The following is a 14,898-nucleotide window of genomic DNA, read 5'->3' on the forward strand; positions in this document are numbered from 1 at the left end:
GGTGCTTGATGTAAACAAAGCGTTATCCAGGGAAAGTCAACTCTTTTTAGAAGACCTCAGATTATATCTTTTTTCAAGTGGAAAGAAAACGGCTGAAATCGAGGATATCATCGAAGAGTTGGAGGTCCATCTTTTCGAAGCGGAGAGGAATGAAAAAAGTGTAGGACATATCATAGGCAGAAGTCCAAAAGGGTATATGAAACTTCTTTCTGATGAAATGCCAGTTGATTTTAAGGGATGGCTGAAATATATAGTGATGATTTTAATCGGGGCATTTTCCTATTGGATTATTGCAAAAGCTATAAATGGTGGGATTGAATTTTCATTGTGGGAAATCCTTGGTTATCCTTTGGCGGGAATCCTTTCAATATTCGTTTATATGTTATCTTTTAGGTATATGGCTAGTCATAAATTATCCAAGGTCAAGCAAGGTGCACTCCTATATGGACTAGGCATAATCTCGATTGCGTTATTTGCCAGTTTAATTTTGTTTAGTGAGATTTATGGCACAACGTTTATTGAATTTGAAAACACAGGTAATATTATTGCTGTAATTCTAGCCATTTCAATATTCATCCTCATATCCTTATGGAGCAAATCCTGGGTTTCCATCATCATTCCGATCCTCCTTTTTGCACCTGAAGTTTTATTGAAACAGACCCATTACCAAGGGGATGTTAATTTGATACTGAGCAGTTTAATAACGATGCTGGGTATCCTCCTTTATTGTGGGTATACGATCAGGAAAACCAAAAGCAATTGAAGTGTTTTACCTGCAGGTTCCAATGTACAGGCAAATAAAAAAGCACCATACTTCCCATGACAGGAAGTCCGATGCTTTTTTATTTTACATTTCAGCTTCTATTTTCAAAGATGATTCTTCGCTGAACTGTTCCTTATCCAGGTCGCCCGTTATTTTACTGGTCAGAATACCGGAAGTCATGCTTCCGCTGACATTCACGGCCGTTCTTCCCATATCGATCAATGGTTCGACGGAAATCAACAGTCCGGCCAAGGCGATTGGCAAGTTCATTGCAGATAATACCAGGATGGCTGCGAAGGTTGCTCCTCCGCCTACACCTGCAACCCCGAAAGAGCTAATGGCCACGATGGCAATCAACATGGCTATAAATGAAGGGTCCAGTGGGTTGATTCCAACCGTTGGAGCGATCATGACCGCTAACATGGCTGGATAGATTCCGGCACAGCCGTTTTGACCGATCGACAAGCCGAAGGATCCGGCAAAGTTGGCAATACCTTCCGACACCCCTAGCTGTTTCTGTGTTTGGATGTTCAATGGAAGAGCTCCTGCACTTGTTCTTGAAGTGAAGGCAAACGATAATACCGGGAAAGCTTTTCTTAAATATACGATTGGGTTCAATCCTGCAAGCATCAGCAATAGCAAATGGATGAGGAACATGACGATCAGGGCGACATAAGAGGCTCCCACGAATTTCCCCAATTTCAGGATGGCATCCAAATCACTCGTAGCTACCGTCTTCGTCATGATCGCCAAGATTCCGTAAGGCGTTAATCGCAGGATCAATGTTACGACACGCATGATGATGCTGTGCAATGTATCTACTATTTTAGCAAAAAATTCAGCATGTTCAGGCTGCTTGCGTTTGACTCCTAAATAGGCAATCCCAAGGAATGCAGCAAAAATTACAACGGAAATGGTTGATGTCGGACGTGCTCCCGTTAAATCAAGGAACGGATTGGACGGAATCAATTCAAGGATTTGCTGTGGCATCGTTTTATCCTGAATCGTACCGTAAGTTTCCGAGATTTGATCCCCGCGGCTTAACTCCGCTTCCCCTTGCTCAATTTGAACGGCTTCCAAATTGAATACAGTTGCCGAGGTGATCCCAACAGCTGCTGCAATCGCCGTCGTTCCAAGCAGGATTCCGATGATCAGCACACTGATCTTTCCTATATTGCTAGTCAATTTCAATCTTGTGAATGCGGATAAGATCGAAATGAAGACAAGCGGCATGACGATCATTTGCAGGAACTTGACATAGCCCGAACCTACAATGTTAAACCAATCGACCGATTTAACGATCGCTTCTGACTGGGGTTCATAGAAATACTGCAAAAGAAGTCCGAATACAATCCCTAAACCAAGTCCAGTAAAGACCCTTTTTGTAAAGGAAACATGCTTCTTATTCATGTAAAATAAAACGCCTAAAAGAACGAGCATTATGGCAAGATTTAAAAACACATAACCAATCATATATATTCCTCCTAATTCCGATTAACCAAATAAGAATAATAAATATCTGAAGACTATGATACATCATCCGTTGATTTTTTACCAGAAGAAAATAATTTATTTTTGACTTTTCAACTAATTCATGTATCTATCCTTATTCATGGACTGAATAAGGAGTCACAAAAAAGAGGTATACATGAACCTTTCCCAATCTGGGATCAAGGGTTCAGTATACCTCTTGTAGGTGAAATTGTTATTTTTTCAAATCAATCACGATATCATCCAATACCAACTCTTTGGGAGCAATTCCCGGTTTTGTTGGGAAGGATGACACCTTTTCTTCACCATCTTCCGTTATGGTTACTTCTCCGTGGTTCTCTGAAGTGTAATTACGTAATGTTATATGTGGTGTTGCAATCAATTGCGTAGCATCCGGAACGATTTTTTCGAATGTTTTGCTGAAGTTCAAATTATAAGAATCGATACCGCTTCCTCCGTTTTCTTGACCATCGTATACATTCCCTAAGTCATCTTTAATGGTCAACTCCACATAGGCATCATCCCACTTGTTTTTGATTGATTCGGACACTTCTTGATGATAATCAACCACAAAGGACATTGGCGAGATCGATAGTTTTTCGACGGATACTTTTACTCCATGTTGATTCACACTTTTATTGATGACCTTCTCGTTGCTTTCTGTTGCCTTTAGAGAGAAAGCGAAGTTCCAATTTCCTTTTATCTCTTTATCCATGTCGGTAATACTGATGCTGTTTATATCCCAATCTATATTTACCTTATCTTCTTTAAGATTTTCTAAGTCACTAACTGTCAATAAGCCTACATATTTTTTATCAGCCACTTTTGAAATTCCATCCGATCCCCCTTGGGCTTTCATTTCCTTTATATTCGGGCTGGGAATGAAGAATGATCCGTCACCCAAATCTTCTTCGCTTTCAATAGTGTAAGTGATGGTTACTGTTTTTCCGTCATAAATGGCGTCATTTATCGTGAAAGTAAGGCCATTGCTTTCTTCGGTAAAGCCAATTTTGTTAGAGTAGGCCTTATAATCACTATAAAGACCCTTTCCATTATTCTTGATATTATCGGGGAGACCTGAGTTTTCATTACTAAAATAGCTGAAAATATCTCCTATCAAAGGAATGCTTTTAGCAGAAGCGGTAAACGAGAATCCAATCGTTGCGGTGGATAACCCGAATATAATGGAAGCAGCCAGAACATTCTTTTGCCAACGTTTCATTTTTTTCTTCTTGTGTATTGATTTTTTTAGGGTTCTTTTGACTTTAGCTTTTTCTAGTTCAGTGACTTCCATTTCCTTAAATTCAGTTTCGTCTATGTCTATATCATTCAATAATTCATAAATATCCTTCATACGACACTGCCTCCTAACTTAAGATTCATAGCTTTTTGATTTAGCTTCTTTTTTCCCCTATAAATTCGATTATCAATTGATGCTTTGGTCAACCCGAGTTTTATCGATATATCCTCATTTTTTAAACCAAGAAAGTACTTCATGATAAAAATATCCCGATCTACAGGTTCTAAAAGGTCAATTAACTGAAGTAGTTCTTTTCTGTCTTCGAGTATAATCAGTTCGTCTTCAGCGGATTTTTCTGGATCTGCTTCTGTGTAACCTGATGTAAGCTCCATTTTCTTCAGGGCTTTTCGGTAATAATCAATCGCCTTAAACTTAGCGATCGCACAGATCCATTTTCTGAAATCTGTTGTATCCCCATGGAACTTTTTTGAATTGTGCCAGATAGAAAGAAAAATATCATTAATGCATTCTTCCATGACACCGTCGTTCCCAAGAGGTGAGAGAACCTTATAGGTGACCCCCTTGATTAGTGGTAAATAGGTATCCACTATAAATTCCAATGCGTCTTCTTCTTGGCGTTGCAACCGCTCGATAAAATTTATATCAGTAGACTTCATGACATGATTCCCCTTGTTTTTTTGTAAAAGCTTTTACACTTAATACAACGTGAGTAAATAGATTTATTCTCAACTATTTTGAATTTTTATTGTCAGTATGCGACAGTGTTGTCCATATAAACGGCTTGTTGGCGAAATCGAACGATAAAAATAGATTCTTTAACTAAAACACTTGATTGCTGCTAAAGACTGTTAAATGAAAAAATATTCGATATATATTTATGATGAAGGATAATCCCTTGGTTTTCTTGAATGATATATTAGGTCGCGTATGCATGGCTTTTTTTGAAAGGATGAAGGAATGATGGATATATACATTCACAGGCTAAATGAACAGGATGCACAAGCGTTATTTGCATTTGAATGCAATAATAGAAGATTTTTCGAGCAAACGGTGCCCGGCCGGGGAGACGACTATTATAGTTTTGGAACGTTTGAGATCAGGCACAAGGAATTATTAAAAGAACAAGAAGATGCCATCTCCTCTTTTTATTTAATTAAGGATGGTTCAGGTATAATCGTCGGCCGGATTAACCTTGTGGATATCGATCCCATTAAGGGTACGGCTCATGTCGGTTACAGAATCGGTGAAGCGTTTACGCAAATGGGGATAGCGAATGAAGCTTTAAAGCTTTTGGTTAATCTGGCGCCGGAATTGAATGTGACTCAAATACAAGCCAAAACGACAAGCGACAACATTGCCTCCCAAAAGGTTTTAGTGAAAAACGGTTTTGAACGGATCTCGATTAATGAGGAAATTAGTGCGGATTCCGGTCAAAAGCTAATATTCTACCATTATGGTAGAAACCTTTAGATCCATTTTCTTCTATATAATAGACCGTATAAATTGTAAAGGATATAAGAGATGAAGAAATAATCCCGAGATATTTTCGCTGCAAAAGATTTCATTATTTAAAAAGAGAAAGGATAATATAATATGATAGAAGGTTTATATGAAGCCCATCTACCCGTCAAGGACCTGGCCATCTCTATGGATTTTTATAAGAAAATAGGCTTGAAACTAGCCTGGAGGGATGAAGAAACTGCCTTCTTTTGGATAGAGGAAAACAAAAGCTGGGTCGGATTATGGGAAGGGAAAGAATATCAAACTCCATACCACCCTTCACTAAGGCATATCGCATTTCGGGTATCCTATGATAATATGAAAAATGCATTAACCTGGCTCCAATCCCTGAAAATTGAAGTCGTCCCTTTTGGAAAAAGGAAGTCGATTGAACCTTTTGTGCGCCCGCACCAAGGTAACGCTTCCGTCTATTTCAATGATCCGGATGGAAATAGCCTCGAACTCATGTGTTCGATAAAAGTCCCTGATGCATATAAGCATATGACCGAAAAACTTTCACTTGAAGAATGGGAAGAACTAAATTCTATAGAAGAAAACAAAAAAATCAACTAGCATGAAACGATTGGTTTTATTTAATAGAAGGAAGTGTAAGGATTGTTTAATCAATTAACGAATCACGATAGTATTCTTAACCAATTACGTGCAGACTGTGAGAATTGTTTTGGTTTGTGCTGTGTAGCTTTGCCTTATGCAAAATCTGCTGATTTTGCATTTGATAAAGATGGAGGTACACCATGTTCAAACCTTCAATCGGATTATCGTTGCGGCATCCATGAAAATCTCAGAGCAAAAGGATTTAGGGGCTGTACGGTATATGAATGCTTCGGTGCGGGGCAAAAGGTATCTCAACTCACATATGCTGGAAACGATTGGAGAGACAACCCAGCGTCAGCAAAGGAAATGTTCGATGTGTTTCCTATTATGCAACAACTTCATGAAATGCTTTGTTACTTAAATGAAGCACTGAGTTTAGAAGATGCGAAACCTCTTTATCAAGATTTGCAGGCTGCTTTTGAAGAAACGGAATATCTCACTAAGCAAAGTCCAAAGTTTATCATGGACCTGAATGTACCAGCTCATAGAGCGATCGTTAATGATTTGCTTCTGCGCACAAGTGAACTCGTACGTGCAAAGTCATCATTTAATAAAAATAAAAATCAGAAAAAACAGAACAAAATAGGTAGGGGAAGTGACCTTATCGGTGCAAAGTTGAGAGGCGCTGACCTTAGGGGAGCGAACTTAAGAGGAGCTTTACTTATCGCATCCGACCTCAGAGAAGCTGACATGAGAGTGACGGATCTTATCGGTGCAGACTTTAGGGACGCTGATTTAAGCGGTGCCGATCTCACTGGGAGTTTCTTCATCACACAAGCACAGATTAACTCGGCTAAAGGCGATACAAAGACAAAATTGCCGCGCACATTAAGCATTCCCGATCATTGGAGATAGAAGGAAAGCCAAGATCAGAGCTAACATTCATGCAGAGTATACGCCCCATGAATGAAAATTGTTTAATTCACGAGTAATGGGAAAATTTTATACATAGATTTAGCTTTAATCCTAAAATTCTACTAACATGCGATTCTTCATTAGGAAGGATCGTCTTTTGTAATTGGGCGGAAAATTTTCATTTTTCCATTTGACTCTGACGTTGCGTAATACCTTAAAGTAAATGATATCGAAGGGAGGTAAGAAGCAGTGGCAATGAAAGTGAAAAAGCTGGCCGATTTAGTTGGCATTAGTGTGCGGACACTGCATTATTATGATGAAATCGGGTTATTATCGCCGGAGGAAATAACCGAATCAGGTTATCGCCTATATTCGAACGATAATCTTGAGATGTTGCAGCAAATCCTGTTCTTCAGGGAACTTGGCATGCCGTTAAAGGAAATAAAACAAATGATAAGCAGCTCTTCGTTTGATAAACAAGATGCGTTAATGCAACATCAAAAAATGTTACTGGAGAAACGCAGTCAGCTCGATAAATTAATTAAGACGGTTGAAAAATCGATTAAGCATATGAAAGGGGAAATTCAAATGACGAATAAAGAAAAATTTGAAGGTTTTGATTTCAGTCAGAATCCATATGAAGAAGAAGCCCGCAAGCTTTGGGGGGATAAAGCTGTCGATGAGTCGAAGGCTAAAGTGGCGGGCATGTCGAAAGATGCACAGAAAATTGTATCGGATATCTATATAAAACTTGCGTCATTCCGAAATGACTCGCCCAAGTCGGAGGAGGTACAAGAGGCAATTAAAGAATGGTATGATTGTTTGAACAATAACTTCGGCACATACTCACTGGATGCTTTCAAGGGATTAGGTCAAATGTACGTGAATGATCAACGCTTCACTAAAAATATCGACAAATACGGTGATGGTTTAGCAAAATTCATGTGTGATGCGATGGGTCATTTTGCTGACGCTAACAAAAATTGAATCCCAGATTAGATGGAAGGTTGCTCCGGCAACCTTTTTATTTTATAGCTAAAGGGACGGTCAGTTTAAGAAGCTGTATACTGTAGTTATGGTAATGTTTTTAATATTCAGATTTATGGAGAATAGGGGGAAACTTATGGAATTTAGGAATGCCGCCTTTAACCTCGGGGAAATCAATGATGTCGATGGAAGTAAAGTGGCAGTTTTTAATGGAAAGGCCATTTATATAAGCATTGTCACTAAACTTCGGGCCGCAGGCTGTGTTTACGCCGAGGAAGAGGCCCGATTGCTCATCAGCGCGGCAGGGACAACGGCCGAATTGGCCGGGATGGTGGATAGACGGATAGCGGGTTTGCCCCTTGAACACGTCATCGGCTGGGCGGAATTCTGCGGTATCCGGATAGAAGTTGACCCCGGAGTCTTCGTACCCCGCAGACGGACCGAGTTTTTAGTCCGCCAAGCGGCAGCACTTGCTATGCCAGGAGCAGTAGTGGTGGACTTGTGCTGTGGTACGGGCGCGGTTGGCTCCGCTGTGGGCGATGTTCTCGAAGATATCGAATTGTACGCCGTCGACATTGACCCGGCCGCGGTGCGGTGCGCGCGTCGTAACGTCACTTCAGTCAATGGTCAGGTATACGAAGGGGACCTCTATGAACCACTTCCATCCAATTTACGGGGACGTGTTGACGTACTGGTCGCAAACGCACCATACGTCCCTACAGGGGGAATCGGTCTACTACCCCATGAAGCGCGCATGCATGAGGCGAGGGTGGCATTAGACGGCGGGGCGGACGGGCTTGATGTCCAGCGAAGGGTGGCAGCTTCGGCAACACTTTGGCTGGCACCGGGCTCCCATTTGTTAGTCGAGACCAGTGAGCGGCAAGCGATGCAGACCGTGGAAATCTTTGCTGGATACGGGGTGATGCCACGGGTGGTAAAGTGTGTTGAACGGGACGCCACTGTCGTAATTGGAACCAGGCCCGCACTGTAAAGAAATGTTTTTAATGGCGCTTTTTCTTTTAAGATTGGAACAAAGAAGTTATGTTTTTCTCTTTGCTGGCTGTATTCATTTATAATTCGGTGCTTACTTTTGACGGCACTATTTATTTGGTTTTGGGACTCGGTCTTATTATAAAAAAAGAGATCTGCATCATAAAAGGGACCAAAGAAGCGGTCCCTTTCCGACATTATTTCTTTAGCATGTTTACGATTTCCTTAGCTTTTTCTAATGTAACTCCTTCAATGATACTGTTGTTTTTTCGAACAGCCGTACCGAAATGATAGTGACCGGTATGCAGTTCGGAATGGATAGCAAGGATATTATCCTTATTTAAGCCGCTTCCAACCAGTATCGCTATGTCGCCGCAGACTCTTTTCATTTGTTGAATCGTTTTCATGCGGCTGGGGAAATCCCCATGCCCGCCTGACGTCAATATCGTTGTGATTTCTCGATATTGTGCCAGTGTTTCAGCTGAAATGACCGGGTCGTTTGTTTCATCTATGGCTCGGTGGAATGTAATCTCCAAACCTTCACATAACGTCAATAATTCTTCGAGGTAAGGTCGATTGATTTCATTTTTTTCATTTAATACACCCAAAACGACCCCGTTCGCTCCAAGTGAACGAATGATTTGGATATCTTTTTTCATGATTTCCAAATCTTTTTGCGTATAACAAAACGACTGGCTATGGGGCCTCACCATCACGTTGACTGGTATCTTTACTGAATGGACGACAGCTTCTATCAGGGCGTGGCTTGGAGTTAATCCCCCTTCGGCCAAAGAACTGACAAGCTCGATTCGGTCTGCGCCCGATTCTTCGATTGTAATGGCATCTTCTATCGTTGTGGCAATGAATTCAATGTACATTGGATTTTCCTTTCCTGCATGCAAGAGTTATAAGAATAGCTTGTATAAGATTATTAAATCCATTAAGAATAGTAAAGTCAATTCATTAATAGATCCCATGACCTCTCATCAAATACCTTCATTAGTTTTCCTCAAATGGATTTTATTTATTTCTCATATTTATGAAACGAAATGAACATTCGAACGTATAAAAAAAGAATCTATTACTATTTGAAAGTGGAATGTCTGGCGGGATAATTAAATGAAAATCATCATGACGGAGGTTTTTTAATTGGATAAAGAAGGTAAGGAAGTAAAGAAATCGAGGTTTTACAAAGTAGGGATGGGATTTCTGATCATTTCCCTTCTCACTTGGATCATTCCTGTCATAGCTCCTTTTACGCCATTTTCGACTGCGGCTAAAGCAGGGGTCATAACAGGTGCGATCGTCTTTGCGGAAGTCATGTTTTGGGCAGGCGCGCTATTGGTCGGGAAAGAAGTAGCTGCTAAATATAAAGGTTATTTAAACCCGAAAAATTGGAGAAAAGAAAAAGGGTGAAGCAATGGGAGTGGAGCTCCATGGAAACTGAGTTGCTGAAAGCTTTCGATTCAAATCGCATTCAAACAGGCGTAGCTTCACGTGTGGAAGTACATAGATTTGGGGCATTGGCCTGCTGGTTCGGAAGCGGGCGTGGATTACCTATATCTTCAGCATCGTTGTGCGATGAAAAAAGATTATCCGATTAGGGATCATTGAATACCATCAAACGAAAGAAAATTTCATCGACAAAGTACTGACAAACGTCCTTCTATATGAAAGTGCACATCGATTTCACCCTGCCCAGAAGAGTGCTGAATGACTTCGAAAAGCTTTGGACCGGAGCGGAGGGCCAAGTGGATATTAAGGGAGTTGAAATGAATCACGAAGGCCGTAGGATGATGATCGATCGCTTTGTCGGAAGGGATGAGTCGTTCCGCATGAACTTTCCTATTATGCAGGCATCATTAGATTGATCAGGGAAAACCCCACTAAATGAAAATGAAGCCCCGACAAAACGATTCGAGTTTTGTCGGGGCTTTTCTTTTTTCTGAAAAACATTAAGTACATCGACCTGTGTCTTTCCCGGTCAACGGCAGCCTATTGGCTCGTTTTGTCTCAACGCGACATTCATATGTCCTTAGATGTTCCCGTATTTGTCCTGAATTGCTCATAGGCATAATGACTTTGTCCTGTGGTGATTGGGTTGATGAAGCGAGGCATACCAGACTGTAATAGTGATGGCAGGCTGCCTTTTAAAGGCGGGGATGCAGTTTTTCATGAACTAGGGAATTTATCACTTGTAAGAATATGACAAAATCGTAAGATGAACAGTGTACAAATTTTGTTAAGGGGATGAGTGAAATAATGAAGAAAATGGTTTTATGTATTTCATTTTTTGTAGCTTCTTTAGTCCTTTTTGGCTCCCTTGATCTTTTTGCAAGCAAAGCATCAGCAGAAACACACACCTACGATGGAAAAAGTCCTTACTATAACAATTGTGCGGACAGTGCAGTAACGAAGAAGAATGTGAAAATTAATTTAAACGGTGCTTCTGCAAATTTAGAGTTGAAATTCAGTACAACTTGCAAAACAGCTTGGGCAAAGCTCACTCTAAGCAGACCGGCTAAAGCAGACGGGGAAGCGACGGCATTGGTTGTCCGAAATACTGATAATAAACAATTTAGCTGTGCATCTCCTGGAGGAAATGGTGAAATAAATAAAGGTCAAAAGTCGTGCTATACACCAATGGTATATGATCTAGATCCGCGAAAAGCCCAAGCGGTTGCATACTGGCCATATACGGCAGGCGAAACTGGCTGGTATTAATCATAAAGCAAAATCCTTCATCTACTTTTATGCAAAGAAAGGATGAATGACGTGAATAATAAGCTGAAAATGATAGGTTTATCCGTGGTGATGACCTTGTCGATGTTTCTTGTCGATTTTGGATTTGGAAAAAATCAGGCTCTGGCCGAAACGCATTCTTATGATGGGAAAAGTCCATTCTATAATAGTTGTGCAAGTTCGGCGGTAACGAAGGATAAAAAATGGATCGATTCCAATTCGTACGTAGAATTGAAATTCAGCACTGTCTGTAAAACCGCCTGGGCAAAAGTGACCGTGACACGTCCCGCCGTATACAATCATGAAGCGGATGCCAGGATCGTCCGAAGCACTGATGGTAAAGCCTATACATGCGCCAGTTCCGGGGGCAATGGTGTCGTGAACAAAGGGCAGACCTCGTGCTATACACCAATGGTATATGGTTTGGACCCGCGCAAAGCACAGGCTCAAGGGATACATGCAATACCTAATAGTGATGCATATAATAAAGCGGTGACCATTTGGTACTAAAAAACTAAGGAAAAAAAGCATCCGGATGGTCGGATGCTTTTTTTTGGTCAGATTGTGCTCATACCTTCATTTCCGCTTCCAAATGAAGTAGATATTGTTTCATATCCGTACCTCCACGGTAACCGGTAATGTTCCCGTTTTTTCCGATAACCCGATGACATGGCACTGTGATCAGAACAGGATTGGCACCAATGGCCGTACCGACCGCCCGAACAGCTGCAGGTCTTTGGATGATTTGGGCAATATCGGAATAGGAACAGGTTTTTCCGTAAGGTATTTGATTCAGCGCTGCCCAAATTTCTTGTTGAAAGGGCGTGCCTTTTACATCTGTCGGAAGTGAGAAGGTCTGCCTGGTCCCTCCGAAATATTCTTGGAGTTCTTTTAGATAGGGTGTTAATGCTTTTTCATTTTCAATAAGTCTCGCATTTGGAAAGCGTTTTTGTAGCCAAGACTTCAGTTCTTCATATGTTTGACCAGGAGAGCCTACATAGCAAAGCCCTTTTTCCGTTTTGGCCACATATAACTGCCATCTATCATAATGCAATATGGCCCAATCGATGGTTTGTTCTTTACCATTCTTCATTTTCTTCACGCTCCAAAACTTGAGTTTTGAGATAAGCTTTCCGATATCCTGAAGGGGTAATCCCCATTTTCCTTTTGAATAGCGTCATGAAATAGGGTGTACTAGAGAACCCGACAGCCAGGCCTATTTCAGTTATTGGCCGTTCGGACTTTTCCAGCAGCCACGTTGCTTTTTCAAGGCGTAGCCGTTGAATGTATTCAGTGGGCGAGATTCCCTTCACCCGCTTGAATGATCGTTGTAAATGATAGGGGCTCCCGTGGGAAATATCCGCCAATTTGTTCAATGTGAGGGGTTCGCTGTAATGGGTGTCGATCCATTCGGCTATTTGTTCAACCCATTCTTCTATCGGCAAATTCATTCCTTCCGGCTTACATCGTTTACAGGGCCGGAAATCTTCTTCCAAAGCCATCATGGCATTTTTGAAAATCTTCACGTTTTCCCTATTCGGCACCCTGGATTTACAGGAGGGCCTGCAAAAGATGCCCGTCGTAATTACACCGTATAAAAAATGATCATCATATGCTGCATCACAATCTATAATAGCTTTCCAATATTCATTCGGGAAATCAGCCTTTTTTGGATTCAACACATTCACCTCTGCTTTTAGTATACAAGAAAGGGTTGATATACAAACATATTGATAATATAAAAGCAAGATAACGTAATGTTAAAATAAGGGGGTTAAATGAAAGCGCAAGATAACGAATCCATTTTTCATTAGTATAAAGAGAATGGGACAAAGGAGGACATATCAATGGATGAAGGCATGTCTGAATTGAGGATTCATGCACCAAAGGAGTTTAGCTTTTCGGAAAATCTTACATACTTATCAAGATCGGCCAATGAATGTCTGTTCGACATTGTTGATCAAAAAATTTATCAAGCACTTGTTATCGAGAACGAGACACTCTTAGTGGAAATCAGTGCGGTGGATGAAACGGAGCTGACCGTTCGGTTTCCAGGACGAACTGCACCGATGGATAATCAGGTAAAGGATGCTGTTTCCCAATACGTACGTCATTGGTTCGATCTTGAGACAAACCTGCTTCCTTTTTATGAGATGGCCCAAAACGACCCTTTATTGCACAAGCCGGTAAGCCAATTCTTCGGTTTGAGAAATATGGGCATCCCGGATTTATTCGAAGCGATTGCCTGGGGAATACTGGGGCAGCAGATTAACTTGACCTATGCCTATACCTTGAAACGGAGGCTTGTGGAGGGATTTGGTGATTTTGTTGAATTCGAAGGAAAGCAATATTGGCTGTTTCCAAAGCCTGATGTGATCGCAAAATTGACGGTCGAAGATTTTGCCGATTTGAGGATGACGGTGAAGAAGTGTGAATATTTAATAGGCGTTGCTCAACTGATTGCAGGAGGGGAACTTACTAAAGAAAAGCTGTTGAATGCAAAGGATGTAAAAGAGGCCGAAAAAATGCTGACCAAAATACGGGGAATCGGTCCGTGGACAGCGAACTATGTCTTGATGCGCTGTTTGCGTTTTCCAGCAGCCTTTCCCATCGATGACGTCGGGCTGCATAATTCCATGAAACTGGTCATGGAAACGGAAGCAAAACCAACGAAAGCAGAAATCCTGAAACTATCGGAAGCGTGGGCCGATTGGGAATCCTATGCGACCTTCTATTTATGGAGATTGCTATATTGACCTCGTGTATATCTCTAAAATCGGAGATAAAACAGTAGATTGCGTCGATATATCTCTAAAATCGGAGATAAAACAGTAGAATTCGTCGATATATCTCTAAATTCGGAGATAAAACTATAGATTGCGTCGATATATCTCTAAATCCGGAGACAAACTGCATATCCAGCCCAAACATCTTTAGTCCATATAACATACATTATTCCATTCCATCATATAGAGGTGAATGACCATGTATATGTACCCGACGTATCATTATGAAGATCAAGTTTTTCTTGAACGGCAGTTTCCCGGTCTATCCAGCTTTCCAGGCTTTCCAGGGCAGCCAGGCTTTCCAGGGCAGCCAGGCTTTCCAGGCCAACCCGGTTTTCCCGGTGCGCCTCAATTTCCAGGGCCACCGTCGGGATCGCAAGCACCAACAGCTCCCCCGCCAGCGTTCATCCCCCAACAGCAATCGGCTTCAACATTTGCCGTAGATCCAGGTGCCATTTCGTTTTGTCTGTTTAGGAATACTTTTATATGGCTAAATAATGGTGCGAGTTTCTGGTATTATCCCGTTTTTGTCGGTCCGCGATCTGTTGCAGGCTTCAGGTGGAATGGAAGGTTCTGGACGATTTTTGGCATTGATACAAGACAAATCAATTCTTTTACCTGTTTTTGAAAATGCTCAAAGGAGATGTTTCCTTTGAGCATTTTAGGTTTCAGTCTGTTTTGCTTTCTTCCAGTAAGAAACGATATGGTAGCAAGAAAGAAGCAGCACTATCCAAAGAAAGGATAGGACACTGAGAAATAAACCGATCATAACCCCAAGAAGCACCTCGGATGAAACGATATGAGATAGTAAACGGACTGGAAAAAAATCATTAATAAGCAAAAGGGTGATGATGAGCATTAAGTCATTTGAAACATTTTTGAATGTGGTGAAATAAACGGCCAACAAT

At 41.2% G+C, this 14,898-nt stretch carries 18 protein-coding genes; 12 read left to right on the forward strand and 6 right to left on the reverse strand.

The annotated features are described in order from the left end of the window. Window position 1: 1 nt before the first annotated feature. A complete protein-coding gene (locus tag ACFRAK_RS02660; protein ID WP_394571258.1) occupies window positions 2-763 on the forward strand; it encodes an HAAS domain-containing protein in 762 nt (253 codons plus the stop codon). 84 nt (window positions 764-847) lie between these two features. Here ACFRAK_RS02660 and ACFRAK_RS02665 read toward each other — a convergent pair whose 3' ends face one another. The 3 genes from ACFRAK_RS02665 to ACFRAK_RS02675 all read right to left on the reverse strand — a co-directional run bounded on the left by ACFRAK_RS02665 (window position 848) and on the right by ACFRAK_RS02675 (window position 4,171). After that, on the reverse strand, window positions 848-2,236 hold the full coding sequence (locus tag ACFRAK_RS02665; protein WP_192206243.1) for an L-cystine transporter: 1,389 nt from the start codon (window positions 2,234-2,236) through the stop codon (window positions 848-850). Window positions 2,237-2,468: 232 nt separating this feature from the next. Continuing rightward, window positions 2,469-3,608: a DUF4179 domain-containing protein gene (locus ACFRAK_RS02670; protein WP_387706223.1), complete on the reverse strand. Its 1,140-nt coding sequence runs from the start codon at window positions 3,606-3,608 to the stop codon at window positions 2,469-2,471. Further along, window positions 3,605-4,171 (reverse strand): sigma-70 family RNA polymerase sigma factor, encoded by a 567-nt coding sequence (locus tag ACFRAK_RS02675; RefSeq protein WP_260286723.1) that lies wholly within the window; start codon window positions 4,169-4,171, stop codon window positions 3,605-3,607. The genes ACFRAK_RS02670 and ACFRAK_RS02675 overlap by 4 nt, the downstream gene beginning before the upstream one ends. A 304-nt stretch (window positions 4,172-4,475) precedes the next feature. Between ACFRAK_RS02675 and ACFRAK_RS02680 the strand changes: the two genes are divergently transcribed. From ACFRAK_RS02680 to ACFRAK_RS02700, 5 genes are all read left to right on the forward strand, one after another. After that, the gene (locus tag ACFRAK_RS02680; RefSeq protein ID WP_483878281.1) at window positions 4,476-4,985 is read left to right on the forward strand and encodes a GNAT family N-acetyltransferase; all 510 of its coding nucleotides are present in this window, start codon (window positions 4,476-4,478) and stop codon (window positions 4,983-4,985) included. Window positions 4,986-5,108: 123 nt separating this feature from the next. Further along, window positions 5,109-5,588, forward strand: coding sequence for a VOC family protein (locus ACFRAK_RS02685; protein ID WP_394571260.1), 480 nt, complete (start codon window positions 5,109-5,111; stop codon window positions 5,586-5,588). Between the two features lie 42 nt (window positions 5,589-5,630). Further along, a complete protein-coding gene (locus ACFRAK_RS02690; RefSeq protein ID WP_394571261.1) occupies window positions 5,631-6,485 on the forward strand; it encodes a pentapeptide repeat-containing protein in 855 nt (284 codons plus the stop codon). A gap of 249 nt (window positions 6,486-6,734) precedes the next feature. After that, window positions 6,735-7,472: a MerR family transcriptional regulator gene (locus ACFRAK_RS02695; RefSeq protein ID WP_260286727.1), complete on the forward strand. Its 738-nt coding sequence runs from the start codon at window positions 6,735-6,737 to the stop codon at window positions 7,470-7,472. Between the two features lie 196 nt (window positions 7,473-7,668). After that, window positions 7,669-8,463, forward strand: coding sequence for a putative protein N(5)-glutamine methyltransferase (locus tag ACFRAK_RS02700; protein ID WP_394571365.1), 795 nt, complete (start codon window positions 7,669-7,671; stop codon window positions 8,461-8,463). Between the two features lie 196 nt (window positions 8,464-8,659). Here the strand turns inward: ACFRAK_RS02700 and ACFRAK_RS02705 are convergent, their stop codons facing one another. Then, entirely contained in the window at window positions 8,660-9,340 is a 681-nt protein-coding gene (locus tag ACFRAK_RS02705) for a copper homeostasis protein CutC (RefSeq protein WP_387600749.1), read from the reverse strand. Between the two features lie 322 nt (window positions 9,341-9,662). Here ACFRAK_RS02705 and ACFRAK_RS02710 point away from each other — a divergent pair, with 322 nt between their 5' ends. From ACFRAK_RS02710 to ACFRAK_RS02725, 4 genes are all read left to right on the forward strand, one after another. Next, the gene (locus tag ACFRAK_RS02710) at window positions 9,663-9,878 is read left to right on the forward strand and encodes a transporter suffix domain-containing protein (RefSeq protein ID WP_387601032.1); all 216 of its coding nucleotides are present in this window, start codon (window positions 9,663-9,665) and stop codon (window positions 9,876-9,878) included. Between the two features lie 20 nt (window positions 9,879-9,898). Further along, a complete protein-coding gene (locus ACFRAK_RS02715) occupies window positions 9,899-10,066 on the forward strand; it encodes a hypothetical protein (RefSeq protein WP_387600752.1) in 168 nt (55 codons plus the stop codon). Between the two features lie 658 nt (window positions 10,067-10,724). Next, on the forward strand, window positions 10,725-11,186 hold the full coding sequence (locus ACFRAK_RS02720; RefSeq protein ID WP_387600755.1) for a DUF2690 domain-containing protein: 462 nt from the start codon (window positions 10,725-10,727) through the stop codon (window positions 11,184-11,186). Window positions 11,187-11,276: 90 nt separating this feature from the next. Continuing rightward, on the forward strand, window positions 11,277-11,714 hold the full coding sequence (locus tag ACFRAK_RS02725; RefSeq protein WP_387601034.1) for a DUF2690 domain-containing protein: 438 nt from the start codon (window positions 11,277-11,279) through the stop codon (window positions 11,712-11,714). 58 nt (window positions 11,715-11,772) lie between these two features. Here the strand turns inward: ACFRAK_RS02725 and ACFRAK_RS02730 are convergent, their stop codons facing one another. Beyond that, window positions 11,773-12,297 (reverse strand): methylated-DNA--[protein]-cysteine S-methyltransferase, encoded by a 525-nt coding sequence (locus ACFRAK_RS02730; RefSeq protein WP_387600758.1) that lies wholly within the window; start codon window positions 12,295-12,297, stop codon window positions 11,773-11,775. Further along, the gene (locus ACFRAK_RS02735; protein WP_387600761.1) at window positions 12,284-12,883 is read right to left on the reverse strand and encodes a bifunctional transcriptional activator/DNA repair enzyme AdaA; all 600 of its coding nucleotides are present in this window, start codon (window positions 12,881-12,883) and stop codon (window positions 12,284-12,286) included. The genes ACFRAK_RS02730 and ACFRAK_RS02735 overlap by 14 nt, the downstream gene beginning before the upstream one ends. A 168-nt stretch (window positions 12,884-13,051) precedes the next feature. Between ACFRAK_RS02735 and ACFRAK_RS02740 the strand changes: the two genes are divergently transcribed. Both ACFRAK_RS02740 and ACFRAK_RS02745 read left to right on the forward strand, forming a co-directional pair. Next, window positions 13,052-13,960: a DNA-3-methyladenine glycosylase family protein gene (locus ACFRAK_RS02740; protein WP_394571262.1), complete on the forward strand. Its 909-nt coding sequence runs from the start codon at window positions 13,052-13,054 to the stop codon at window positions 13,958-13,960. A gap of 229 nt (window positions 13,961-14,189) precedes the next feature. Beyond that, window positions 14,190-14,618, forward strand: coding sequence for a collagen-like protein (locus ACFRAK_RS02745; protein WP_394571263.1), 429 nt, complete (start codon window positions 14,190-14,192; stop codon window positions 14,616-14,618). The last annotated feature ends 280 nt before the right edge of the window (window positions 14,619-14,898 follow it).

The organism is Peribacillus sp. NPDC056705 (genome assembly GCF_043656335.1).

Coding starts and splice junctions, on each gene's coding strand:
- ACFRAK_RS02740 (WP_394571262.1), top strand. CDS start 13,052: ATGGATGAAGGCATGTCTGAATTGAGGATTCATGCACCAAAGGAGTTT.
- ACFRAK_RS02680 (WP_483878281.1), top strand. CDS start 4,476: ATGGATATATACATTCACAGGCTAAATGAACAGGATGCACAAGCGTTA.
- ACFRAK_RS02720 (WP_387600755.1), top strand. CDS start 10,725: ATGAAGAAAATGGTTTTATGTATTTCATTTTTTGTAGCTTCTTTAGTC.
- ACFRAK_RS02670 (WP_387706223.1), bottom strand. CDS start 3,608: ATGAAGGATATTTATGAATTATTGAATGATATAGACATAGACGAAACT.
- ACFRAK_RS02705 (WP_387600749.1), bottom strand. CDS start 9,340: ATGTACATTGAATTCATTGCCACAACGATAGAAGATGCCATTACAATC.
- ACFRAK_RS02665 (WP_192206243.1), bottom strand. CDS start 2,236: ATGATTGGTTATGTGTTTTTAAATCTTGCCATAATGCTCGTTCTTTTA.
- ACFRAK_RS02730 (WP_387600758.1), bottom strand. CDS start 12,297: ATGAAGAATGGTAAAGAACAAACCATCGATTGGGCCATATTGCATTAT.
- ACFRAK_RS02725 (WP_387601034.1), top strand. CDS start 11,277: ATGACCTTGTCGATGTTTCTTGTCGATTTTGGATTTGGAAAAAATCAG.
- ACFRAK_RS02745 (WP_394571263.1), top strand. CDS start 14,190: ATGTATATGTACCCGACGTATCATTATGAAGATCAAGTTTTTCTTGAA.
- ACFRAK_RS02685 (WP_394571260.1), top strand. CDS start 5,109: ATGATAGAAGGTTTATATGAAGCCCATCTACCCGTCAAGGACCTGGCC.
- ACFRAK_RS02710 (WP_387601032.1), top strand. CDS start 9,663: ATGGGATTTCTGATCATTTCCCTTCTCACTTGGATCATTCCTGTCATA.
- ACFRAK_RS02675 (WP_260286723.1), bottom strand. CDS start 4,171: ATGAAGTCTACTGATATAAATTTTATCGAGCGGTTGCAACGCCAAGAA.
- ACFRAK_RS02715 (WP_387600752.1), top strand. CDS start 9,899: ATGGAAACTGAGTTGCTGAAAGCTTTCGATTCAAATCGCATTCAAACA.